This window comes from Sphingobium sp. AS12, assembly GCF_019097845.1.
In the GTDB taxonomy this organism is placed as follows: domain Bacteria; phylum Pseudomonadota; class Alphaproteobacteria; order Sphingomonadales; family Sphingomonadaceae; genus Sphingobium.
On the sequence record NZ_JAHRGM010000016.1, the window covers coordinates 67703 to 88254 of the forward strand.

Consider the following 20552-nt stretch of genomic DNA (forward strand, 5'->3'; position numbering starts at 1 on the left):
CATGTTCGATCTGACAGGCATGACCGCGCTGGTGACCGGCGCTTCGGGGGGGATTGGCTTTGAAATTGCCCGCGCACTCATGCGTCAAGGTGCACGAGTGGCGCTGTCGGGAACTAGCGCAGAAAAGCTAGTTGCTGCACGTGATAAAATGCAAATCCTTCGGGATGGTGAGAAAGTTTCCTTTTCCGTTGAGACATTTAGTGGTGAACCACTGGAGCATCCTATCTTGCCTTGTAACCTGTCCGACCCCGCATCGGTCGATGCGCTGGTGCCGCAGGCTGTGGAGGCATTGGGTGGGAAGATCGACATCCTCGTCAACAATGCCGGCGTCACTCGCGACAACCTCATCCTGCGGATGAAGGATGATGAATGGTCGAGCGTGATCGCGATCAATCTGGAAGCCGCTTTTCGCCTGTGCCGCGCGGCGGCCAAGCCGATGATGAAGGCGCGCTTTGGCCGCATCATCTCGATCACGTCGGTGGTCGGCGTTACCGGCAATCCGGGCCAGTCTAACTATTGTGCGTCCAAGGCAGGCATTATCGGCATGTCCAAGTCGCTGGGCCAGGAACTCGCCAGCCGCGGCATCACCGTCAATTGCGTCGCGCCCGGCTTCATTCGGTCGGCCATGACTGACGCGCTCAATGACGCGCAAAAGGGTGCGATCCTCCAGAAAATCCCGGCGGGCGATCTGGGCGATGGCGATGATATCGGCGCGGCGGTGGTCTATCTGGCTAGCCGTGAGGCGGGCTATGTTAATGGACAAACTCTTCACGTGAACGGCGGAATGGCCATGATTTGACGCCAGCGAGCGCGCCGTCCAGCAGGATGGCGCGTCGGGTCGCCAGCGCCAGCACGGCGATGGCGGCGATCAGGTTCACCGGGATCAGCGTCCATTCCGATACGGCTCTGCCGAACAGCGGGGCGATCCACGCATAGGCCAGCCATGTCGGCTCCCAGCGCAGCGTCCCGCGCGCCGCCATGTCCGCGACGATGAAGGCGATAGCGACGCCCAGCAGCACGAAATCATAGTCCAGCACATAAGGTGTGCAGAGCAAAGCCGCGCTCAGGGCCGCACCGCCGCGCACCGCCATCGACCCGCGTCGTGCGGCCAGCGCCGCCGCCGCGATGGCGAGGGCGGAAACGATCGCCTGCACTGCATAGGCGGCGGGAATTGAGCCACCCCATTGGCGGATCGCGGCGAACGGGCTTTGGATCTTCTCCCACCCCGTCGCACCCGCCTCTATGATGATATGACGGGTCAGCGTCAGGGACTCGATGAAGGCCTGCCACACCGGCCAGCCCCAGATCGCCAGTGTCAGCAGGCACAGCGCTGTCACGGTCAGCCCCGCCGACAGGAAAGCGCGCATATTGCCCTGCGCCAGGATCAGCACCGGGATCAGCACGGCAAATTGCGGCTTATAGACCAGAGCGCCCAGCAGCATCCCCGCGACCCATGGCCGCCGGTCCAGCAGCAGCATCCCCGCGCCCAGCAGGCTGGCGGTCAGAAAGGCGTTCTGGCCATGGCCCAGGCACACCAGCACTACTGGCGCGCCGAGCGCCACCAATATCGCGTCGCGATCATCGGGCAGGATGCGCCGCACCAATGTCAGGCACAAAGTCAGGCTCAGCCCCTGCCAGATCAGCAGCGCCACGACATAGGGAAATTGCGCCAGCAGCGTGGCGATGATCAGGAAGGGCGGGGGATAATGCCATCCGTAGAAAGGGATGGTATCATTATGGTGGACCTGTTTCTGCACTTCGTGCTGGGTCGGCCAGTCCCATGCTTCGGGCGCACGGCCCTGATCGGCCATCTGTCCTGCGGTCCAGACGTTGGAAAAATCGGTGCCGAGCGGCCGCCCCAGCGAATCCACCGTGCCATGGGCGGTGGCAAATAGCGTGCAAAGGCCGATGATCGTCGCCGCCAGGACCAGCATCGCAGTCAGCCGGACGCGCGCACGGGTAATGAAGCGGTCGGTGGCTGGCGGCATGATCATGCCCCAATCCCTCGCACAAGCCGCTGAAATTTTGGTAAATGAAGCGTTGCCATGGGCCGATTGACGCTATTTTGTTGCGGAATCATTGCCTGGCGCGAATGTGGGGGCTTGGCGGCCTTGCCTCTTGCCTGTATCGGCGCTTGGCACTAGGGCTGCCTTAACAGTTATTCAGACCCACCAACGATACCAGTCAAGAAGGACCACTCATGAGTGAGACCGCGGATCGCGTAAAGAAAATCGTCGTCGAGCATCTGGGCGTTGAAGCCGAAAAGGTGACCGAGGATGCCAGCTTCATCGACGATCTGGGCGCAGACAGCCTCGACATCGTTGAGCTGGTGATGGCGTTCGAGGAAGAATTTGGCGTCGAAATCCCCGACGATGCGGCTGAGAAGATCGGCACCGTCAAGGATGCGATCGACTATATCGACAGCAAGCAGTAAGGCGTATTGCGGCCTGCCCCATGGGCGGCGGGCCGGTAATGCGTTGAGAGAAACGGCTCCTCCTGTCCGGTGATTCCGGGGTGTGGGGAGCCTTTTCGTATCTGGCGCGCCGTTCACAACTGTCGCACAAGCGGCTAAGGAAACGGCCAGGCGCCAACAAGGAATTTCGGAGCTAGCATATGCGTCGTGTCGTCGTAACCGGTCTTGGCATGGTGACCCCGCTGGGCGGAGATGTCGAAACCACCTGGAAGAACATCATTGCGTCCAAGTCCGGCGCCGCGACGATCACCCGGTTCGACCCCACCGATTATAAGTGCCGCATCGCGTGCGAAGTGAAGCCCAAGGACCATGAATATGGCTTCGACGCCAATCTGGAGGTGGATCACAAGGTCCAGCGCCAGGTCGACCTGTTCATCGTGTTCGGCATTGCGGCGGCGAGCGAAGCGCTCAAGGATGCGGGCCTGCTCGACATGAGCGAGGAAGAACGGCTGCGCGCCGGTTGCTCTATCGGTTCGGGCATTGGTGGCCTGCCGGGCATCGAAAGCGAATCGCTGGTGCTGGCGACCAAGGGACCAAGCCGGGTCAGCCCGCACTTCGTCCATGGCCGCCTGATCAACCTGATTTCCGGCCAGGTCAGCATCAAATATGGCCTGATGGGGCCAAACCATGCCGTCGTCACCGCCTGCTCGACCGGCGCCCATTCGATCGGCGACGCCGCGCGGATGATCGCGATGGACGATGCCGACGTCATGCTGGCGGGCGGCGCGGAAAGCGCGATCTGCCCGATCGGCATTGCCGGCTTCTCGCAGGCGCGCGCGCTCAGCACCGGCTTCAATGACGATCCGACCCGCGCCAGCCGCCCCTATGACGTCAACCGCGACGGCTTCGTCATGGGCGAGGGCGCAGGTGTGGTCGTCCTGGAGGAATATGAGCGGGCCAAGGCGCGCGGCGCGAAAATTTATGCCGAAGTGCTGGGTTACGGCCTGTCGGGTGACGCCTATCATGTCACCGCCCCACATCCCGAAGGCTCCGGCGCGTTCCGCTCGATGGCGATGGCGCTCAAGAAATCGGGCCTCAGCCTGCAAGATATCGGCTATGTGAACGCCCATGGCACATCGACCCCGCTGGGTGACGAGCTGGAGCTGGGCGCGGTCCGCCGCCTGTTCGGCGACCAGATCAGCGCCATGTCGATGAGTTCGACTAAGTCGGCGATCGGCCATTTGCTGGGGGGCGCGGGCGCGGTGGAAAGCATCTTCTGCATCCTGGCCATGCGCGACGGCATCGTGCCGCCGACGCTGAACCTGGATGAGCCGAGCGAAAGCTGCAAGGGCGTGGACCTGGTCCCCCATGTCGCCAAGCAGCGCAAGGTGCGCGCGGTGCTGAACAACTCGTTCGGCTTTGGCGGCACCAACGCCTCGCTGATCATGAAGGCGCTCTGAGGCCATTTCCATGCGACGTCTTGGCTGTATCATTCTGCTGATCGGCCTGGCCGTTGCGGCCTTCATAGCCTTCCGCTTCGTGGCGGGCTGGACCGAGCAAGGCCCGGCGAAACAGGATATCAGTATCGTCGTACCGGACGGGGCGACGCTGTCCGACGCCGCGGTGCTGCTCAAGCGGTCGGGCGCGGTGCTGTCCGCCGACGCTTTCCTGACGCGGGCGAAGATATTTGGCGGCGGCACGTCGATCAAGGCGGGCGAGTTCGTCATCCCCGCAGGCGCCAGCAACAGCGACATCCTGTCGATCCTGCAGGGCGGCAAGACGCTCACCCGCCTGATCACCATTCCCGAAGGGATGCCGTCGATCCTGGTGCATGAGCGGCTGATGGCCAATGATCAGCTGACCGGCGACATCAAGGTGCCGGAGGAAGGCAGCGTGCTGCCCGACAGCTATGCCTTCGACAAGGGCGAGCGCCGCACGGCGGTGCTGGCGCGGATGCAGGCGGCGATGGACAAGGAACTGGCAAAGCTCTGGGCCGAACGCGCGCCGGGCACGGTCGCCAAAAGCCCGCGAGAGGCGATCATCCTGGCCAGCATCGTCGAAAAGGAAACGGCGCTCCCGTCCGAGCGGCAGATGGTCGCGGGCGTCTATAGCAACAGGCTGCGTACCAACATGATGCTTCAGGCCGATCCCACGATCATCTACCCGATCACGCGCGGCAAGCCGCTGGGCCGCCGCATCCGCAAATCGGAAATCGCGGCGGTCAACGACTATAATACCTATGCGATGGTCGGCCTGCCCAAGGGACCGATCGCCAATCCGGGCCGCCTGTCGATCGCCGCCGTGCTGCACCCGGCCCAGACCAAGGCGCTCTATTTCGTCGCGGACGGGAAGGGCGGGCATATTTTCGCCGATACCTACCAGCAGCATAATGAAAATGTGCGCAAATGGTTCGAGATCAGGCGATCGCGCGGGGAATTGTGACTCCACCGTCATCCTGACGGACGTCAGGATCCAGGGCGTCATAGGGCTGTGGGTGCCGCTCTGGATCCCGGATCAAGTCCGGGATGACGTCGGTTTTTTAGGCTAGCACCCCTCTGGCCTTCATCGCCCGCGCATAGAGTAGTTGCGCAACCCCGGCGACAAAGATCAGCGCAGGCACCAGCACTGCGTCCCATCCCTCCACCGCCAGCATGTCGGTCGCCAGGAAATTCTGCGCGAACAGCAGGATGATCGCCACCAGCGAGAGTGCATAGACCGGCACCGCCACCGCTTTCTTCAACAGCAGCAGCACTGCTCCCAGTGTCCCGGCACCCACGGCAACCGCGAACACGGCCCAGACCCAGCCGGGCATCTGGCCATAGACCCGCGCCATATCGGGCGCGGTTCTTGCGAGTTCGTCCATGTCCATCGCATATTGCGCAGCAAAGGACATATCGCCCAGCAGGTTCCACGCCAGCGCGGCGATACCAACGGGCCAAAAAGAGCGCGGTGTCTGCATGATCCAGTTTCTTTCCCTGCGGCTGCCCGCGCTGGCGTGTCGATTAGCGCAGCACGCCCTTGCCCACCAGATTACGGGCGTAGAGCAGCTGGACGATCGCGATCACCACGATGAAGGCGGGGAAAGCGATCACGACCGCTCCCTTCACCGCCAGCAAATCGGTGCCCAGGAATGTGTAGCCGAACTGCACGATCACCGCGATGACGGAGATCAGGAACAGGCTGGCGGCGGCGGCCTTCTTCATCAGCAGCGCGATCGCCCCCAGCGTCCCTGCGCCAACAGCGATGGCATAGGCGATCCAAACCCATGGCGGCATGGCGGCAAAGGCTTGGGCCGTCGTCGGATCGGTCTTGGCCAATTCGGTCAGGTCGGCTGTATATTGCATGGCAAAGGCGGCCAGCCCCATCAGGTTCCACAGCAGCAGGATGATGGCGATGATGGTGAAATATCGTGGCGTATTCATGATCCAATCCCCTCCCTTTATGACGTGTCCCGTTGCAGGGCCGCCGTCGACCGATCATATACTTCTTGCAGGCCGCGCGGAAGCGGCGAGACGAACAAGGGACATGAGCCATGCTGGGACGATCCGTACCGAATGTGACCCTCAAGACGCGCGTGCGCGACGAAACTGTCGAGGGGCCGAACCCCTTTCGCTGGCAGGATGTGCAGACGGGCGATCTGTTCGCGGGCAAGCGGGTGGTGGTGTTTTCGCTGCCCGGCGCTTTCACCCCCACCTGTTCGACCGAACAATGTCCCGCGTTCGAGCGCTACTATGATGATTTCAAGGCGCTGGGCGTGGACGATGTCTATTGCGTGTCGGTCAACGACGCCTTCGTCATGTTCCAGTGGGGCAAGCAGCTGGGCGTTAAGAATGTGAAGCTGCTGCCTGACGGATCGGGCGATTTTACCCGTCGTATGGGGATGCTCATCAAGAAGAATCATCTGGGCTTTGGCGACCGTAGCTGGCGTTATGCGATGGTCGTGGAGAACGGCAAGATCGTCGCCTGGTTCGAGGAACCGGGGATCAACGATATCGGCGAAGACGAAGATCCCTACGGTGAAACCCGGCCCGAACCGGTGCTGGAATGGCTGAAGGCGCATCCTGCCGGGTGAGCGCCCCGATCATCGTCAGCGCCTTGATGGGTGCGGCGGACTTTGCCTGGGCGGATGGACTGCGTCGCGCGCATTTCCCGCCCGACCGCAATGTCCTGTCTGCGCACATCACCCTTTTCCACCACCTGCCGCCCTCCGCGCTGGGGGAGGTAAGCGACCGGATCAAGGTGTAGCGCGGCAAGAGAAGCTGGACTCTTGGACAAGAGATTCTGGCGCACTTTAGCAGCGCCACCTACCCATTAACCTCAACCAGCGGAGCTACCTGCCCCCGCGCCCGCTTGGGTGGTTGTCAGCCGATTCACCTAAACCAGCGAAAAAGCATTCCTGACAGCCTCGATCCTGTTTAACTTGCGATCAGCATCCGGCCAGCGACCCAAATACAGCGACCCCATGAGTTGCGCGGCGGAGATGTCCAGCAGCTTGCCCGACCCGTTGACCATGTGACCCTCAAGGATCAGCGTGTCGATCTTGCTGCCGTCGCCCTTCCGCGCGACAAGCCCTTTGCCTGTTCCGCCACGCGACCGCATGATCAGGTGCGTCATCTTGCCGTTTCGGACAAGGTAGCGCGGTCCATCGTCAGGGCGTGCGGTGCGCGCTTCGTTCCAGATTTTCGCGGTGACGGACGTTTCAGCCCGGTCGCTCTCACCGTAACTGGACCAGCAACCACGCTCTTTGATTTCAAGATCAATCGTGTCGGGCGAAGTGCTGCCCGTCGCGCTGATCCACGCCGCCCATGCATCCGACTTCGTACCTACACGGAACGTCCCGCCCTCCGTGTTGTCTGCAATAACAAGACCGGCATAGCCGTAGCCGCCAAAGACGTTGACGCGCGTGGTCGGGCTGGGATCATCCTTCACACGCACTCTGGTGCATGTCGGGACGCGCTTTAAGTTGTAGGAGCCATCGCCGATCACCACGAACGTCTGCTCCAGGCAATGGAGGCTGTCATCGTAACGGCCAGCTTCGACCACCACGCCGGTCACGGCCTTGTCCACAAGCTGGGTAGCTATGCCCTTAGCGCCCGCCACAAACCAGGGTGGCAGGGCAACGTCTTTGGTGGCCCCGCTCACGCTCGCCACGTCCAGCGGGACGGTCAGGATCGGCATCTGGCTAAAGTCGCACGGCACCCCGCGCGCATCGATGGTCTGACTGGCATAGAGGCAGCCGCCACCTATCAGCTTGAGCCGCTCCTTTCGGGCTTTACCAAAGGCAGCGGCGATCACCTTGGACTGGTCGCGTCCCCTGCCATCGCAGATGACGCCAAGGTCGCGGATGTCAACGATGCTCATGTCAGGCCCCTACGGTGACGGCTAGGACTGACCGATAGGTCACGGTCGGGCCGATCCCATTGTTACAGTCCACCTCGACATAAAGAAGGTCGCCCGCCGTGGTCGCGCCGCCAGCGATCGATGCGGTCCATGTGCTGCCGCTTAATGTCGCAAGTAGCGTTCCAGTGCCGATCCCGGTCTGTCCTGCGGTGCCACCCTTGTAGATCCGCCGCGCGACGAAATCGCTATTAGTGAACCCACGTAGGTTCCATGTGCCGGGCCGGACGACTGGTGATCCCCCGCTTGCCGCTGACACCGCGCCGGTCAGCCCCATGCGGAAATTGCTCGAAAAATACAGCCCGCCCGCGCCATTCTGCAACTCGCCCAGATAGACAGGCAGGCCCTTGTCGCGGTCGCTCACCAGATAGGCATAGGGCTGTTCGATCTCGATGGTGCCCGACAAGCTGGCCCCCGTGCGCCACGAGAAGGCGAAGTTGCGCGCGCCGGGATACGATGGGCCCGCACCATAGAGCGCCTGCTCGTTGGTCTGAACCAGCGCATCAAACGCATGCGTGTTCGCCGCGCCGATCAAGCCGCTGACCCCTAGCGACCCGCCGCCGCCGCCGTAAGTGCCATAACTATATTGGGACCCAAACGAATAATAGCCCGCCGAACAGCGCATCATCGCGCCCGTCCGCACATATTGGCCGGGCGAGGCGGTGACGGTGAAGTTGCTCTTGTCGGCGATCCTGATCCGGCTGGTCGCACTCGCAGTCCCGGCCAGCGTCACCACGGTCTTCGTTCGCCCGCCTGTCGTCGCCACCTGCGCCACGGTGATGCCGGTTGCCCCGGTATCGTTGATGATCGATTTGCTGGTCGCCAAGCCAGACCCGACCACGGCTGTGACACCCGGCCCGGTGATCGTCCCGCCCGTCCCGGCCAGCGCACGGTCGGTATCGAGTTGCGCGCTGGCCATCAGCGGATAGGTGCCCGCCTCGATCATGTCGCGGATTTCCTGCGCGGTCTTCGCCTCGACCTTGCCATCGAGCGCCGTGAACACAGGTAATGCAACAGCCCAACTGCCGCGCTCATCAACGTGGACATAGAGCGGGCTGTCGACCGAATAGCTGCTGGCGGGCACCATCGCCGCCAGATCGACATAGTCGCACTTCGGTGTCGTCGCCGTCATTGCCCCAACATGCGCGGCCATCGCCGCCCAGACGCGCTCGCGCCGGGTAAGCGTCTGTCCGCTGTCAACGGTCGCCTCACCGGCCTTGGCCGATCCGACCGTGGGGATCACCACCAGATGCTTGCCACGCGCCACCACTTGTTCGGCAAAGGCACGATCAACCGCGTCATACCAGTCCTGCAAATAAGGATTGCTGGTCGATCCCGACGCCGGATTGGCACCCGGATTGGTGGACAGCAGATTGTCGTTCGCGCCCATAGGACCGAGCATCATGAGGTCGGGATACTGGCACAAGGCCGCGTCTATCGCCATGGGGTCGATCCACACGTTGCCCGTCGCCTGGTCGCTGATCGACGTGCCGGATAGGGCGAGGAACGGCACGGCGGTAGGCTGCACCCGCGCGCTCATCAGCGCCTGGAAGACATGCGGCGCATTGTTCGCGCCGGGGCCTACGCCACCGCTAGGGGCGACAAGGCCGTCGCCGACCCAGTTGTATGTCGATCCAACAGGCAGGAGCGCAGGCGCAGGCGCACCACCGCCACCGCTGCGGCGGGCATAGCCGACCGAATATCCGCCGCGATAGCCGTAGCTCACGCGGCAGCGGCCTTGATCTTCCAGCTGCCTGCATCGATGTGAAACCAGCTGGGCGTTGCGGCCGGCAGCACGATGAAGCTGCCCGCCGGGTTGAGGGAGCCTGCCTGGTCAGCCGTTCGGATGTCGAGGCGTACCTTTTCACCAGGGACCAGGCAAAGTTCGCACGGGCCGATGATTTCATCGCTTGTGGTACCCAGCGCCAGTGCCTGCTGGCCGCCAATGGCCGGCAGGCTTGGGAGCGATGGAGAGCGCCCGATCGCGTCACGAAGTGCTTTGTGCAGCGAATAATCGAGTGCCATTTGCTAATGTCCCTGTGTTGAAAAAGTGCGGGTAAACGCCCGTCTTAGAGGCCGTTGAGACGCGCCTCAGGCATAGAGCCCATGCGCGCGGCCGGTGTTGATCAGCCAGTTTCGCAAGATCAGCTTCTCCGCCACAGAAAGGATGCGTGAAAAGGCAATGTCGCACCACACATGGCCTGACCCTGTGAGATTCACTCCGACGGCATGTCCACAGCCGAATTTCGCCCCGGTTCCCATCCGCGCATACCCATCACCCTGCGCACCTGAACCGCTTACGCCCGCGATATATTCACTGACCTGAAGATCGTCGTTTGTGCTGGCGGTGGAGCCCGGTCCACCGGTCGATGCGATAGCAAGGCGCATGGGACTGGCCGGTCCCCCAGGGACAGCCAGCGTCAACGTGCGCGAGGCCGGTGCCACGCCATCACTGTACCGTGCGCTGACCTGTAACGCATCCGGCCCGCTTGAAAAAAGGCAAACGCCCTGGACGAGTGGTGAGCCGACGAAACCGGAGCCGCCCCAGAAAAAGCGGTTCGCAATGTCAACCTGACTTCCGATATCCCGCGCACCGATGATCCGGGTCATTGCTTGACCGGTGTCGGTCAAATGCATGGTCAAGTAGTTGAAGGAGGATCGCAGCTCCAAATAGCCGTCATGCTCGATGGGAGAGCCGGTGACGATGGCATCGTCCTTTCCCGGAGCCCAATTGCGCAACGCGACCGCTGCGCCGTGCGTCATGAAATGTACCCACTCCAGCCCCGTCGGATCGAGGCCTCTGGGCAGGGAAAGGCGCGCGGCACCGGGGATGACGCCATAGTCACCTGAACGCGCGCGAAAACCAGCATAAGCCATGAGTTGATCCTAGAAGAAATTGGCGATGGCGGCGGCAAGCGGCTCGGAATGCTGATCCCGTCCGCCATAAAGAGGGTGGACCGGCTCGGTCAGTTCGTAAGGAGCAAAACCGGTCGCGGCATCGACTGCGCCAAGGGTCTGGAGCCAGCCGGCCTCCTGTGACTGATGCGCCCAAGCCGAGCAGAGACGGATATTTGCGTCGCCGCCCGCCGCGCGTGCGCGCACGAACTGTTCCATCGCAGCGAGAATGGCCGCCCAACGCGGCCAGTAGAGATCGCCAGCGCTGCCGCGCGGCATGGTCGTCGCCCAGATCAGGATTTTCGCAGTCGGCGCGACGCGTCGGATTTCGTTGACCAGATAGCCATAGCCGTTGGTGACCTGCGCCAGTCCTGTCGCATCATCTTCCTCCAGCATATCGTTCATGCCGACGTTGAGGACAAACAGGCCAGGCGTGGCGAGACTGAAGCGGGACAAATAATGGCCAAGGTCGAAGCGGTAATTGGTGCCGCTCACGGTGACGATCGGCGCGGCAGACCCAGCGCCGGTGTCAGGGTTGAGGAAAGGATTAGCGAGGCGTTTGTTCGCCTTGTTCAGGGCGAGATAGGCCAGTTCCTCGCCCGGTGCGACGATGCTGCTCCAGTCGGCGTCCTGCTTGGTGCCAAGGAAGTCGGAGAAGGCCCAACCCTCCCGGCCCTCGCCGAGCGGGCCGGTGGCGTCATTGCCGTCCGCTGTCCCTGCGCCGTTGATCGTGCCGATCCAGGTGGGGACATAGCCCCAGGACGTCAGGAGGGCGTTGCACTTTTGGGCAGTCTGCCGATTGGTGATGCTGTCGCCTATGAACAGGCCAGTCAGCGTCGGTGATCCGCTCACAGGGACTGCCTTGACGCGAGCCGTGACTATGCGGGCGATACCAGCTGCCTGGCCCTTCTGACGAATGACCATGTCGGTCTGGCCGCCCAACCGCGCCGGATCGAGTTCGATCGTACCGTCACAGGCACTGCGCGTGTATGCTCCGTTGCGGTTCGATACGGTCACCACCAAGAGCCCATCGTCGCGGCGAACCTTCAGCAGCGAGCCGACATGCAGCGCAAGGCGACGGTCTGACACAAGCGCCAGATCGCCGCCGAAAATCGGAGAGATGTCAATCGGCGCGATCGGCGCATCGACATCACCAAGCGCGATAGAGCCATCCCGCTGAATGATCTTGACGCCCTTTGGCCCACTTTCCATTCGGCCGCCGCCGGGCAAATCCCAACCAAACATATCGACCGCGAACGGACGAAAACCAGAGTCGTTGTAGAAGCCGGACACGCCTTCTTCGAAAGGTTCGTCGGGATTGGGGGGCGCGCCCACGTTGATCGAGGGCAGCGCAACCCCTCGCGCGTAAAAATCGGCGACAGCCATGCCTGAGCCGTTTTCCAGGCTGTGGGTCGGCCGGTCCGGTGACTGCGATTGCTCGACGCGGATCATACCGTCCGCCACCGCGTCCAGCGCGCTGCGATTGGGGTAGCTGTCCTGCTCGACGCCGACATCGGCCACCATCCGATAGCGTGTCGCATAGGAGCCTTCAGGCCCATAGGCGACGAACTGCTGCCCGTTTGCGGTGGCGGCTTCGCCGGTCGCCTTGTCGGCGTAGATCGTGCCGAGAAGCGCCGTTTGCGCAGCGGCCTCCGACAGTTGGGCAGCATCCTGCGCCGCCAGTCGAGCCACGCCGGCACTCGCCTCCGACAAAGCCGCCTGGTCGCGCACGGCGGATGCCTCGGCGATCAGATTGTCGTACAGCGCCATGTCGATGCCCGGAAGCAACTGCACCCAGGCGGTCGCGTCCGTCCCCGGCTGCACGCCTCCGTTGACGCGGAGTGCGAACCACAGGCTGCCGCCGAACGCGACCACGTCGCGCGGGGCAAAGACGATATCCTCGTCCCAGTCCGGCCGTTCCCCGTCGAAATTCCAGGGCGGCGGTCCCTTTACATTTTGTTCAAGCCAGTCAGCGACGGCCAACGGCACGCGACCGCTATCCACCTCCAGCTGGGCATAGACCTCATAGGTCGATGGTCCGATCTTGCCGCCGCCGTAGACAATATCGCTCATGACTGCGTAACCTCGGGATCGACGATGACGCCGCTGGTCTGCGAATAGACCACCTCACCCTCGCGCTCGGCGCGGAAATCGAAATGCATCAGCCGGGTCGGCCAGGTCTTGGTCGCGGGCGCGGGAATGACCAGATCGACCATGCCCTTGGTTTCCGGCGCGGCCCCATAATCTGCCGGATCGATGATCGTCACTTCGAAGTCGGCGACGATATTGCCGCCGCGCAGCTGCGCGGTGATCGTCCAGCCCTGGGGTGGGAATGGCAGGGGAAGCCGGATGCGCAGGGTCGATCCGCGCTTGTGGCGAACCGTATCCATCTTGAAAATGTTGGTAGTCCCAGCCATTAAGACCCTCTTGCCGTCGCGCTCAGTCGATCGTGACCGCTTCAGGACCGGCCAGGGCGGACCATCCGCCGCCCGTTTCGTACGCGCGAGCCCAGTAATAGTGCGCCCCGGACAGCAGTCCGGTATGCTCTATGTCCATCACCTGGCCGAGCCCGCCGACGATGTCGTCGCCCACCTGGGTCGCATCGCCGAAATCTTCGCTGTCGCCGTGATAGAGACGCGCAAAGGACAGCGTCGGCGCGGTCGGCAGGCGGAGCCTGATCAATGCCTCGCCAGTGCCAGGGATAAGCTCGACGAACACCGGCGCGGACAGCGCCATCGCGGCGGCAGACGGCGTGATCGTCTCGCTGTCGCTCCACAAGCTCGCACGATAACCGATGGTGAGCGCACGCACCTGGACCTCATATTCAGTGCCGCTATCGACCACGCCGCTGCGCGCGGTCAGTGCATCGTCATCGACCGTCATCATCACCCATGTGCCGCCCGATGAGGGACGATACTGCACCTGATAGACCAGGTCGTCGCGGTCGCCTGCATCCCAGCTCGCCTCGATCGCGACGCCATTGCTTTCGCCCAGCGCGATCGGCACCGCTGACAGGGTCAGTCCGGTCGGCTCCGGGATGACGATCGGCGTTTCGGTGCCGGCGTCCGGCGCGATCGGCGGCACCCCTTCCTCGGTCGCCGCGTCAAAGTCCCAGTCCGACGCGCGTACTTCGATCAGGCTGACGCTGACGCTGGTCTCCTCCGGCCCGATCGTCAGCTTCACGCCGCCCTCGATCGCGAAGATGGCATCGACGCCCAGCTGCGCCAGATCGAGCCGGCAAAAGCGTCGGCCGAGCAGGTTCAGCCCGAACAGGTTCAGCGTCGCCTCGATATGCCAGCGATTGCCCAGCCGCGCGATATTGATCTTGCCGACCCGCACGGCCTGGTTGTGGTGCGGCGCATAATAGAGCTGCACGGCCTGCGGGCTGGTGTTCGGATCAGCCGGCGAATCGGGATCGTCGATGGTCGCGCTTTCCTGCTCGCGATAGCCGATGGCGGCTTCGGTATAGAGCATCTTGAGCGCGCTCACCCGCTGCTGCGCCTGCGGACCGAGCGTCGCGGTCATCGCCTTGATATGGTCATCGGTGATGGTGATGTCGGGCTCTTCGAAACGCCCGACCATGAGGTTGAACTTGAAGTCCGGCCCCTGCCAGCAGAAGCCGTCAACCGCCTTCATCATGTCGGTGAGAATCTGGCGGCGTTCGTCGTCGGCCAGGCTGTAGCTGGCCCATAGCCGCCACCGGGCGATCGTCTCATCGGTGACCGTCGTTACCGCCTGGTCAGCGATATCGGCCTCGGCCGCGATGTTCGCCCAGTTGATATTGTCATAGCCCAGGCCATAGCCGTCCGGGTGCGCGACATAATCGGCGATCACCAGCGGACCATTGTCGCTCCATTCCCAGGTCGCCTTGTTGTTCAACCGGTGCGCACCCGATCCGCCCGCTGTGCTGTCCTTGCGCGGATCGTAGAGCTTCACTGCCTTGCGCACCTGGCTATAGGCCGGCATCTGCCCGCTATAGACCTCGCTGAAATATTTCTGCTTGACCGGATCGCAGATGATGACCGCGAGGGCGCAGCCGCGCTGGCGGTGCGCCGAAGTCCATTGCGGAAACCGCGCCGTCAGCTGGCTGACCGCCGTCTGATCGTCGGTCCCCTGCCTCGTGTAGATGTGGACAGCACCGCGAAAACTCGACTGGGTCACCGTCCCGCCCGACACGGTCACGGCCTTGTCGTTGATCCGATGCTGCAGTATTTCGGCCTCCTCGCCTGTGCCCAAAGTCAGCGTCATGCCAAGCCTGCCGCCCGAGCTTTCCAGGAAAGAAAGCTGCCCCGCGCTATGAACGATGCCATAGTGGCGTTTGCGCGATCCCACCGCCTGGCGGATGATCTGCTGTCCATCGGTCGGCTTGGGTCGTTTCGGCCCGAACAGCAGGTTGGTCAGCAACGACAGGCCCAGTGCGAGCGCGATGTTGACCGCGACCGTGATCAAGGTGGCGGCGACGCCGGTCGCACCAACCGCAGTGACGATGGCGAGCGCTAGGGCCTGGGGCATGACATGCTCCAAGCCTGTCGGTGCGGCGCGGTGATGACCAGCAACTGACGGTCGCCCCTGGCCATCCAGAGCGCGGGGTCGGCAATGTCTCCCGGTCCCTCCAGGCAGATCGCGCAGGTCAGCCCCATGGCGGGGATATCCACCACGCCGACATCACCGCGTGCGGGCGTTCCGACCGTCTCCCATCCCAGCTGGGCCATCATCGTGCCGGCATAGGCGACCAGCCCCCCATTGGCCTTCAGCACGCGCGAGATGTCACGCCGTCCGCCATGCGCGGGCAGACGGGGCACCGCCACGCGACTGACGCGACAGGCATAGACCAGTGTGTCGCGCGCGCAGGGGAACGGATCGCACGGGCTCGATGCCCATTGCCGGATCGTCGCCAGCAGCTCGGTCTCCAGCCGTGAAGGGCCGGGGCTCAGAAGTCCGGCCATGTCACCACCTTGTTCACCATGCTGGCGACGAACTCGAAGCCCTTGTCGCCAGCGCCTGGGTAGCGCCGCTGCTGGTCCGCATCGGTATACATCGCCCAGTTGGGCCGCGACCGCAGCGAAAACAGGCTTTCGGCGGAGATCGTGACCGATCGTTCGCCCTCGTCCGTCATCGTGAAGGTCGGCGTCAGGCAGCGGCCGCAACCGACCGGATAGGGATTGTCCAGCGGGCGCTGATTGTCAGGATCGTCGGGATCGTCGATGCCAAAGAACTGGATCAGGACATAGACCAGGCGACCCTTCACCTCGCTCTCGAATTCGTCGCGTGCCAGGCGCATGATGCTGGCCCCGGTTATCGGCTCTTCGCCTTCCTCGGCTTCCTGATCGACGCACATCAGGGTGAAGCTCATCTCGGGTGCTTCGCCGTTCACGGCCTGCTCGATGCCGCTCATCGACCCCAGATTGCCGATCCCCTGCCAGCGCGCACCATCGTTGGTCTTCAGCAGGCCGTTGCCCCGCCACAGCCGCATCGGCTCGCTCGTGAAATCGAACAGCACCAGGAACGCGCACTGGACCTTGCCGCCCGCCAGCGCCATGGCGATCGTCTCAGGAAAGAGGCTCATCAAACGCCTCCTCAAGATCAAGCACCGGCGCGCCGTAGCGCAGATTGGTCAGCGGCAATTCGCCGCCATCGTCGCTTGTCAGGCGGCAGATCATGTCCGGCTTCAGCCGCAGGGGCTGATCGTCATAATCGTCCCGCAAGGTCGGCGAGCAACGGATCGTCGCGACCGTGCCCGCCCAGCTGACGGCCGTCGCGATATAGGGATGGTCGCCCACGCCGAAATAGAGGCCCGCCTTGATCGCCTCGCCATAGGTGCCAAAATCCACGCTGATGTTGCGCTGGCCCTGCACGCCGGTGACCAGCACGTCGGCCAGGTCGCCCGTGCCGTAATCAATGCCTTCCGCAAAATAATCCTCAGGATCGCCGCCGATCTGCTTGGCGCGATACCAAAGATCGAAAAGGGGAATGCGCACGGTGTTGGCACGCCCCTCCAGGCTGGCGACGATCGCGCGCCAGGCCAGGACGTCGGGCCCGACCAGCGTATCGAATTCCAGCGTCAGGCCGAAGGGCGGCCGGATCGCTGGCACGGCCTGGGTGAACTGCGACAGGCTGGTAGTCAGGCCGACCGTCTTGCGCGGCGGCCGCACCGTGATATTTTGCGGGATCAGGCTCGTGGGCCAGTTGAAGGTGGTCATGGGCGCGCCCTCATCCTCGCCTGCTCAAATGATTTTTGACCCGGTTGGCGACGACGCCGTCATAGGCGGACAGGGCCTGCGCCACGCCCTGGCGCACCATGTCCATAATCTCCCGGTTGCCCCGCGCGCCGCTTACGCTGATTTCCATCTTACCCGGCCGATCGCCGCCGCTCATCTGGGACAGCGATGCATTCGGCCGCACCATCGCGCCCTGCGCGGTGGAGATCACTGGCTCGGGCCCGCGCTCGCCGACAATGCCGAAAGTCCCGGTCGGGATCAGGCCGCCACCCGCGAACATGCCTGCGAATCTGTCTGTCACCTGAGTGCCGTCCAGATCGAATGTCCCGCCGCCAAAGCCTGTGATGAGGCCGGGTAATTTGAGCCCGGCACCGCCCATGACGATATCGCCACCGCCGCCGCCGCCCAGCACACCGCCCAGCAGCGACCCGAACAGCCCGCCACCACCGCCCGACCCGCCACCGCCGGGGAACAGCATCTGCGCCAGCGGCGCGACGATCGCCTGCCGGATGGCAATGCGGATCAGGTCGGCGATGATCTGGTTGGCGACATTCTTGAAGGTAGCACCCAGCGATTGCGTGCCCATCACTGTCTTGGTCAGTTCATCGTTCAGCCGTTCGAGCCCATCGACCTTGATATTGTCGATAGCGTCGTTGATATTGGCGGCTTCACGGCGAAGGTCGGCCGCATAGCGCTGCCCCGGCGACTGGCTCCGCTCCGACTGCCGGGCCTGTGCCGCCGCCTGCTGCTGCGCCAGCAGGGCGCGCGCCTGTTCCGCATCGGCCACATTGCCCGACGCGATCTGCTGTTCCAGCAGGTTGCGCTGGATTTGCTGCTGGATATCGAGCGCCTGCTTTTCCAGCCTGGCGCGCGCCCTTGTATTCGGCTCGATCTCGGCCAGCGACAGCAGCGTCTCAGCCTGCCGCCCCAGCACGTCATTCGCCAGTTTCGCCTGCTCGGCCTCGAATTCGGTCCATGCCTTGCCCGCCAGCAGCGGACGCGTGCCGCCGACCGTCATTGACCCGTCAGGCCCCGTCTGGGCCGACTTGCCATAGAGCCGGTCGATAAAGGCCATGCGCGCCGCCTTCTGCGCGTCCGACAAATCCTTGTTGGTCTCGATCTCGCGCACGCGCTGGTCGCGCTCGGCCTCCAGCAGCTCGATCGCGATGTCGCGCCTGTCCTCGGCCGTGGTCGCCAGCGCCAGCTTCGCGCGCAGTTCCTCCAGCCCCAGCCGCTCGATCTCCGCCGCCTGTTCGGCTGCGATCTCCTCGGCCGTCTTGCCCTTTGGCCCCTTCGCTTTCTTGTCCCTGCCCGGCGTGCGTAGTGTAGGATCGAGGACGCCGTTTCTCAGGCTGTCCTCCATGGTCTGATATGATTTTAGATTTTGAGTTTCGAGGTTGTAATTCGCTATTGCCGCAGCGGCCTGGGCCGCCGCTTCCGGGGTGAGCGCGCCCGCGCGCTGGAGATTGTCAAGACGCCTGGTTGCCTCTTGCGGATCTAGTCTTCCCGCGAGAACATCAGAGGCGATCGTTTTCGCAGCGCCGGGCTGCACATCCTTGAACCAAAATCCGCCGCCCATGCCCCCAGTCAGCCGCTTGTCAGGTTGCTGCATGGCTTCGATCTGCCCGCGCGCTTCGGCCTGTCGCCCTTGCGCCTGTATCCTCGCCACCAACAATTGGGCCTGCGCCAGGCCAAGCAACGCCGAGCTTTGCGTCTTGATCTTGCCGGTCGTGAAATCGAACACGTCGCCCAGGATGGTCTGAGCGTCAGCGACCGCGTTCGACGAAAATTTGACATCCTTCATCGCTTTGTCGGCCGACAGAAGATTGCCGATCAGCGGCGTCAGCACGATCGCCGCGGTGCTGAGCGCAATACCCCAAGGCCCGCCCAGAAACGTAGCGAGACGGCTCGACCCACCACTCATCAGCTGCACGGCCTGGGTCACTTGCCCGATCTGCGACGCGAATATCTGCATGGGCCGGGCACCCAGCGCATACATGGTCGCCATGTCGTTGACCTGCATACCCAGCTGCTGCAAGCCCGCGCGCTGAGCGCCCGACGCACTGGTCAACGTCCCCTGCGCGACCGCCAATCGGCTGGCACCGCTGCCAGCCTCGGTCATCGCCCGGCCCAGCTTGGTCGCGCTGCCCGATGTCGCATCGAACGTCCGGCCAAGCTGCTTGCTCTTTGCCTCGGCCTGGTCGACCCCGGCATTCAGCCCGCGATCGTCGGTGCGCAGGACCAGGACGGCATCGCCCAGCTGCTCAGCCATGCGGCATTCCTTCCGGCCCGCTGCCGTCCGCTACCGCGCCTTCCGGCGTCGCCATGATCCGCATCCCGATGCCCATCACCGCGAGCTGCTCGGCGCTCGCCTTGGCGGCGGGCTGACGCACGGCCGCTTGGCCCGTCTCGCCGAGCCGCGCCTCGTCCAGTCGGCCCAGCTTCTGGCGCTGGCTTTCCGCGTCATAGCTGCCCGTGCCCAGGCCTGTCGCCTCGACACGCGCCAGCTGTTCCTCGGCCTCAAGGCGCGGGAGCATCGTCAGATAAGCCCGAACCAGCGCGCCAGGCGCTTCCGCCAGCCACCATTGGGGCGACCCGCCGTAGAAGCGCTGGAGCCGGGCAATTCGCGCACCCCAGTCAACAGGTCCGCTAGTCCCTGGCCCGTCCCCATCGCTGTCGCCATCGCTCCTGCCACGCCCAGCTTGTTGCGCATCAGGAGCCCGGAAAAAACATCGGCCACCGCGATCTGCTGCGCGCCGCTCAGCTTGGCGAAGACATTATCGGGTACGCCGACCAGCACGGCGCGCGCCAGCTGGTCGTAGAGCTTGGCCAGTTCGGCGGCGTCGTCGGCATCGTCGCTGGCGGACAGGGCATCGATGCGGCGACCCCACACGCCCATGCGGTGGCTGTCCAGCACGGACAGTTCGTCGGCGTTCAAAATCTCGTAGCGCGCGCCATCGATCACGACCACTGGCCGCACGATCAGCGTATCGAGATTGAGCAAAGGCTCGGTCATTCCCTCGCACCCCGTCAAAGCGCGGCGGCATGTTGGGCGATGAGACGCCCGAACCGCTCCTCCGCCGAGCTTGCGCCCATATCCTCCAGCGCCGTCCAGCGCAGCGCCAGGCCCGATGGCTGCGCCTTGCGATAGACCGGCGAGGGGCTGCCCGACTGGTAGCAGCGCGGCACCTCATATTGCATCGACCAGCCATCGCCATAGGGTGAAACGCCACGCGCCAGCAGCGCATATTCCTTGACCGTGCTGCTATGGCTCAGGCCGATCTTCTTGTAGCCCGCCGTGCCCACGCCCGCCGCCGTCGTGCTGGGCGCTGTGCCGGCCAGGGCCAGCTGATATTGCTCCAGCGACAAATCCCACAGCGTCAGGCCGAAGCTCAGATTTTCTTCGTCCAGGAACGCCTTGACCGGGCCAGTGGTCCCGCCCGGCTTCACTTCCTGGAAGGTGTAGCCGTGGGTCACCGTCACACCTTCGCCCGACTGATTCTTGTCGCCATTGGTGCCGACCTTGATCCAGCTGCCCGACGGGTCGGCGCTGATCAGCGGGAAGGCGGTGGCGACCGGCGCCAGCCAGAGCGTCAGGGGCGCTCCGATAATCTCAAAGGGCTGCATGG

General features: G+C 63.7%; 22 protein-coding genes and 1 pseudogene. 6 read left to right on the plus strand and 17 right to left on the minus strand.

Annotated features, from left to right (window positions below; genetic code table 11):
• Position 1: 1 nt before the first annotated feature.
• Complete coding sequence (fabG, locus tag KRZ98_RS06110) at positions 2-799, plus strand: 3-oxoacyl-ACP reductase FabG (RefSeq protein WP_217672774.1); 798 nt, start codon at positions 2-4, stop codon at positions 797-799.
• On the opposite strand, the gene KRZ98_RS06115 is transcribed toward fabG, so the two are convergent.
• Positions 753-1994, minus strand: a complete 1242-nt coding sequence (locus KRZ98_RS06115) for a glycosyltransferase family 87 protein (RefSeq protein ID WP_217672775.1) — start codon at positions 1992-1994, stop codon at positions 753-755. The genes fabG and KRZ98_RS06115 overlap by 47 nt on opposite strands.
• 206 nt (positions 1995-2200) lie before the next feature.
• On the opposite strand from KRZ98_RS06115, the gene KRZ98_RS06120 reads away from it, so the two are divergent.
• From KRZ98_RS06120 to mltG, 3 genes are all read left to right on the plus strand, one after another.
• Complete coding sequence (locus KRZ98_RS06120; RefSeq protein WP_006950224.1) at positions 2201-2434, plus strand: acyl carrier protein; 234 nt, start codon at positions 2201-2203, stop codon at positions 2432-2434.
• Positions 2435-2613: 179 nt separating this feature from the next.
• The gene (gene fabF / locus KRZ98_RS06125; RefSeq protein ID WP_217672776.1) at positions 2614-3873 is read left to right on the plus strand and encodes a beta-ketoacyl-ACP synthase II; all 1260 of its coding nucleotides are present in this window, start codon (positions 2614-2616) and stop codon (positions 3871-3873) included.
• Positions 3874-3883: 10 nt separating this feature from the next.
• Complete coding sequence (gene mltG / locus KRZ98_RS06130) at positions 3884-4855, plus strand: endolytic transglycosylase MltG (RefSeq protein WP_217672777.1); 972 nt, start codon at positions 3884-3886, stop codon at positions 4853-4855.
• A 97-nt stretch (positions 4856-4952) separates the two neighbouring features.
• Here the strand turns inward: mltG and KRZ98_RS06135 are convergent, their stop codons facing one another.
• Positions 4953-5372, minus strand: a complete 420-nt coding sequence (locus KRZ98_RS06135; protein ID WP_217672778.1) for a sugar transporter — start codon at positions 5370-5372, stop codon at positions 4953-4955.
• A gap of 43 nt (positions 5373-5415) precedes the next feature.
• The gene (locus tag KRZ98_RS06140; RefSeq protein ID WP_217672779.1) at positions 5416-5835 is read right to left on the minus strand and encodes a sugar transporter; all 420 of its coding nucleotides are present in this window, start codon (positions 5833-5835) and stop codon (positions 5416-5418) included.
• A 110-nt stretch (positions 5836-5945) separates the two neighbouring features.
• Between KRZ98_RS06140 and KRZ98_RS06145 the strand changes: the two genes are divergently transcribed.
• Together KRZ98_RS06145 and KRZ98_RS06150 are read left to right on the plus strand one after the other, a co-directional pair.
• On the plus strand, positions 5946-6485 hold the full coding sequence (locus KRZ98_RS06145; protein WP_217672780.1) for a peroxiredoxin: 540 nt from the start codon (positions 5946-5948) through the stop codon (positions 6483-6485).
• Positions 6482-6652 (plus strand): annotated as a pseudogene (locus KRZ98_RS06150) (2'-5' RNA ligase family protein); the annotation flags it as partial. The gene KRZ98_RS06145 and the pseudogene KRZ98_RS06150, both read left to right, overlap by 4 nt.
• Before the next feature lie 135 nt (positions 6653-6787).
• Here KRZ98_RS06150 and KRZ98_RS06155 read toward each other — a convergent pair.
• The 14 genes from KRZ98_RS06155 to KRZ98_RS06220 all read right to left on the minus strand — a co-directional run bounded on the left by KRZ98_RS06155 (position 6788) and on the right by KRZ98_RS06220 (position 20550).
• Positions 6788-7774 carry a hypothetical protein gene (locus tag KRZ98_RS06155; RefSeq protein WP_217672781.1) on the minus strand — a complete coding sequence of 329 codons (987 nt, stop codon included), beginning with the start codon at positions 7772-7774 and terminating at the stop codon, positions 6788-6790.
• 1 nt (position 7775) lies between these two features.
• The gene (locus tag KRZ98_RS06160) at positions 7776-9536 is read right to left on the minus strand and encodes a hypothetical protein (protein ID WP_217672782.1); all 1761 of its coding nucleotides are present in this window, start codon (positions 9534-9536) and stop codon (positions 7776-7778) included.
• Positions 9533-9835: a hypothetical protein gene (locus tag KRZ98_RS06165; protein ID WP_217672783.1), complete on the minus strand. Its 303-nt coding sequence runs from the start codon at positions 9833-9835 to the stop codon at positions 9533-9535. The genes KRZ98_RS06160 and KRZ98_RS06165 overlap by 4 nt, the downstream gene beginning before the upstream one ends.
• Before the next feature lie 66 nt (positions 9836-9901).
• Positions 9902-10687: a hypothetical protein gene (locus KRZ98_RS06170; RefSeq protein ID WP_217672784.1), complete on the minus strand. Its 786-nt coding sequence runs from the start codon at positions 10685-10687 to the stop codon at positions 9902-9904.
• A 9-nt stretch (positions 10688-10696) separates the two neighbouring features.
• Entirely contained in the window at positions 10697-12778 is a 2082-nt protein-coding gene (locus KRZ98_RS06175) for an SGNH/GDSL hydrolase family protein (protein ID WP_217672785.1), read from the minus strand.
• Entirely contained in the window at positions 12775-13122 is a 348-nt protein-coding gene (locus KRZ98_RS06180; protein ID WP_217672786.1) for a hypothetical protein, read from the minus strand. Before KRZ98_RS06180 ends, KRZ98_RS06175 begins: the two co-directional genes overlap by 4 nt.
• Positions 13123-13144: 22 nt before the next feature.
• Positions 13145-15217: a fibronectin type III domain-containing protein gene (locus KRZ98_RS06185; RefSeq protein ID WP_217672787.1), complete on the minus strand. Its 2073-nt coding sequence runs from the start codon at positions 15215-15217 to the stop codon at positions 13145-13147.
• On the minus strand, positions 15202-15651 hold the full coding sequence (locus KRZ98_RS06190) for a hypothetical protein (RefSeq protein WP_217672788.1): 450 nt from the start codon (positions 15649-15651) through the stop codon (positions 15202-15204). The genes KRZ98_RS06185 and KRZ98_RS06190 overlap by 16 nt, the downstream gene beginning before the upstream one ends.
• Positions 15636-16271, minus strand: a complete 636-nt coding sequence (locus KRZ98_RS06195) for a hypothetical protein (RefSeq protein WP_217672789.1) — start codon at positions 16269-16271, stop codon at positions 15636-15638. Before KRZ98_RS06195 ends, KRZ98_RS06190 begins: the two co-directional genes overlap by 16 nt.
• Positions 16255-16905, minus strand: a complete 651-nt coding sequence (locus tag KRZ98_RS06200) for a hypothetical protein (RefSeq protein ID WP_217672790.1) — start codon at positions 16903-16905, stop codon at positions 16255-16257. Before KRZ98_RS06200 ends, KRZ98_RS06195 begins: the two co-directional genes overlap by 17 nt.
• Positions 16906-16915: 10 nt before the next feature.
• Entirely contained in the window at positions 16916-19195 is a 2280-nt protein-coding gene (locus tag KRZ98_RS06205) for a phage tail tape measure C-terminal domain-containing protein (protein ID WP_217672791.1), read from the minus strand.
• Positions 19188-19460, minus strand: coding sequence for a hypothetical protein (locus KRZ98_RS06210; RefSeq protein ID WP_217672792.1), 273 nt, complete (start codon positions 19458-19460; stop codon positions 19188-19190). The genes KRZ98_RS06205 and KRZ98_RS06210 overlap by 8 nt, the downstream gene beginning before the upstream one ends.
• Positions 19461-19462: 2 nt before the next feature.
• The gene (locus KRZ98_RS06215; protein ID WP_217672793.1) at positions 19463-19939 is read right to left on the minus strand and encodes a hypothetical protein; all 477 of its coding nucleotides are present in this window, start codon (positions 19937-19939) and stop codon (positions 19463-19465) included.
• A gap of 14 nt (positions 19940-19953) precedes the next feature.
• A complete protein-coding gene (locus tag KRZ98_RS06220) occupies positions 19954-20550 on the minus strand; it encodes a hypothetical protein (protein WP_217672794.1) in 597 nt (198 codons plus the stop codon).
• Positions 20551-20552 lie beyond the last annotated feature (2 nt).

What these genes read in the sequence shown, in the direction of transcription:
- fabG (WP_217672774.1), top strand. Translation starts at nt 2, where the DNA reads ATGTTCGATCTGACAGGCATGACCGCGCTGGTGACCGGCGCTTCGGGG.
- KRZ98_RS06115 (WP_217672775.1), bottom strand. Translation starts at nt 1,994, where the DNA reads ATGATCATGCCGCCAGCCACCGACCGCTTCATTACCCGTGCGCGCGTC.
- KRZ98_RS06120 (WP_006950224.1), top strand. Translation starts at nt 2,201, where the DNA reads ATGAGTGAGACCGCGGATCGCGTAAAGAAAATCGTCGTCGAGCATCTG.
- fabF (WP_217672776.1), top strand. Translation starts at nt 2,614, where the DNA reads ATGCGTCGTGTCGTCGTAACCGGTCTTGGCATGGTGACCCCGCTGGGC.
- mltG (WP_217672777.1), top strand. Translation starts at nt 3,884, where the DNA reads ATGCGACGTCTTGGCTGTATCATTCTGCTGATCGGCCTGGCCGTTGCG.
- KRZ98_RS06135 (WP_217672778.1), bottom strand. Translation starts at nt 5,372, where the DNA reads ATGCAGACACCGCGCTCTTTTTGGCCCGTTGGTATCGCCGCGCTGGCG.
- KRZ98_RS06140 (WP_217672779.1), bottom strand. Translation starts at nt 5,835, where the DNA reads ATGAATACGCCACGATATTTCACCATCATCGCCATCATCCTGCTGCTG.
- KRZ98_RS06145 (WP_217672780.1), top strand. Translation starts at nt 5,946, where the DNA reads ATGCTGGGACGATCCGTACCGAATGTGACCCTCAAGACGCGCGTGCGC.
- KRZ98_RS06155 (WP_217672781.1), bottom strand. Translation starts at nt 7,774, where the DNA reads ATGAGCATCGTTGACATCCGCGACCTTGGCGTCATCTGCGATGGCAGG.
- KRZ98_RS06165 (WP_217672783.1), bottom strand. Translation starts at nt 9,835, where the DNA reads ATGGCACTCGATTATTCGCTGCACAAAGCACTTCGTGACGCGATCGGG.
- KRZ98_RS06170 (WP_217672784.1), bottom strand. Translation starts at nt 10,687, where the DNA reads ATGGCTTATGCTGGTTTTCGCGCGCGTTCAGGTGACTATGGCGTCATC.
- KRZ98_RS06175 (WP_217672785.1), bottom strand. Translation starts at nt 12,778, where the DNA reads ATGAGCGATATTGTCTACGGCGGCGGCAAGATCGGACCATCGACCTAT.
- KRZ98_RS06180 (WP_217672786.1), bottom strand. Translation starts at nt 13,122, where the DNA reads ATGGCTGGGACTACCAACATTTTCAAGATGGATACGGTTCGCCACAAG.
- KRZ98_RS06185 (WP_217672787.1), bottom strand. Translation starts at nt 15,217, where the DNA reads ATGCCCCAGGCCCTAGCGCTCGCCATCGTCACTGCGGTTGGTGCGACC.
- KRZ98_RS06190 (WP_217672788.1), bottom strand. Translation starts at nt 15,651, where the DNA reads ATGGCCGGACTTCTGAGCCCCGGCCCTTCACGGCTGGAGACCGAGCTG.
- KRZ98_RS06195 (WP_217672789.1), bottom strand. Translation starts at nt 16,271, where the DNA reads ATGAGCCTCTTTCCTGAGACGATCGCCATGGCGCTGGCGGGCGGCAAG.
- KRZ98_RS06200 (WP_217672790.1), bottom strand. Translation starts at nt 16,905, where the DNA reads ATGACCACCTTCAACTGGCCCACGAGCCTGATCCCGCAAAATATCACG.
- KRZ98_RS06205 (WP_217672791.1), bottom strand. Translation starts at nt 19,195, where the DNA reads ATGGCTGAGCAGCTGGGCGATGCCGTCCTGGTCCTGCGCACCGACGAT.
- KRZ98_RS06210 (WP_217672792.1), bottom strand. Translation starts at nt 19,460, where the DNA reads ATGCTCCCGCGCCTTGAGGCCGAGGAACAGCTGGCGCGTGTCGAGGCG.
- KRZ98_RS06215 (WP_217672793.1), bottom strand. Translation starts at nt 19,939, where the DNA reads ATGACCGAGCCTTTGCTCAATCTCGATACGCTGATCGTGCGGCCAGTG.
- KRZ98_RS06220 (WP_217672794.1), bottom strand. Translation starts at nt 20,550, where the DNA reads ATGCAGCCCTTTGAGATTATCGGAGCGCCCCTGACGCTCTGGCTGGCG.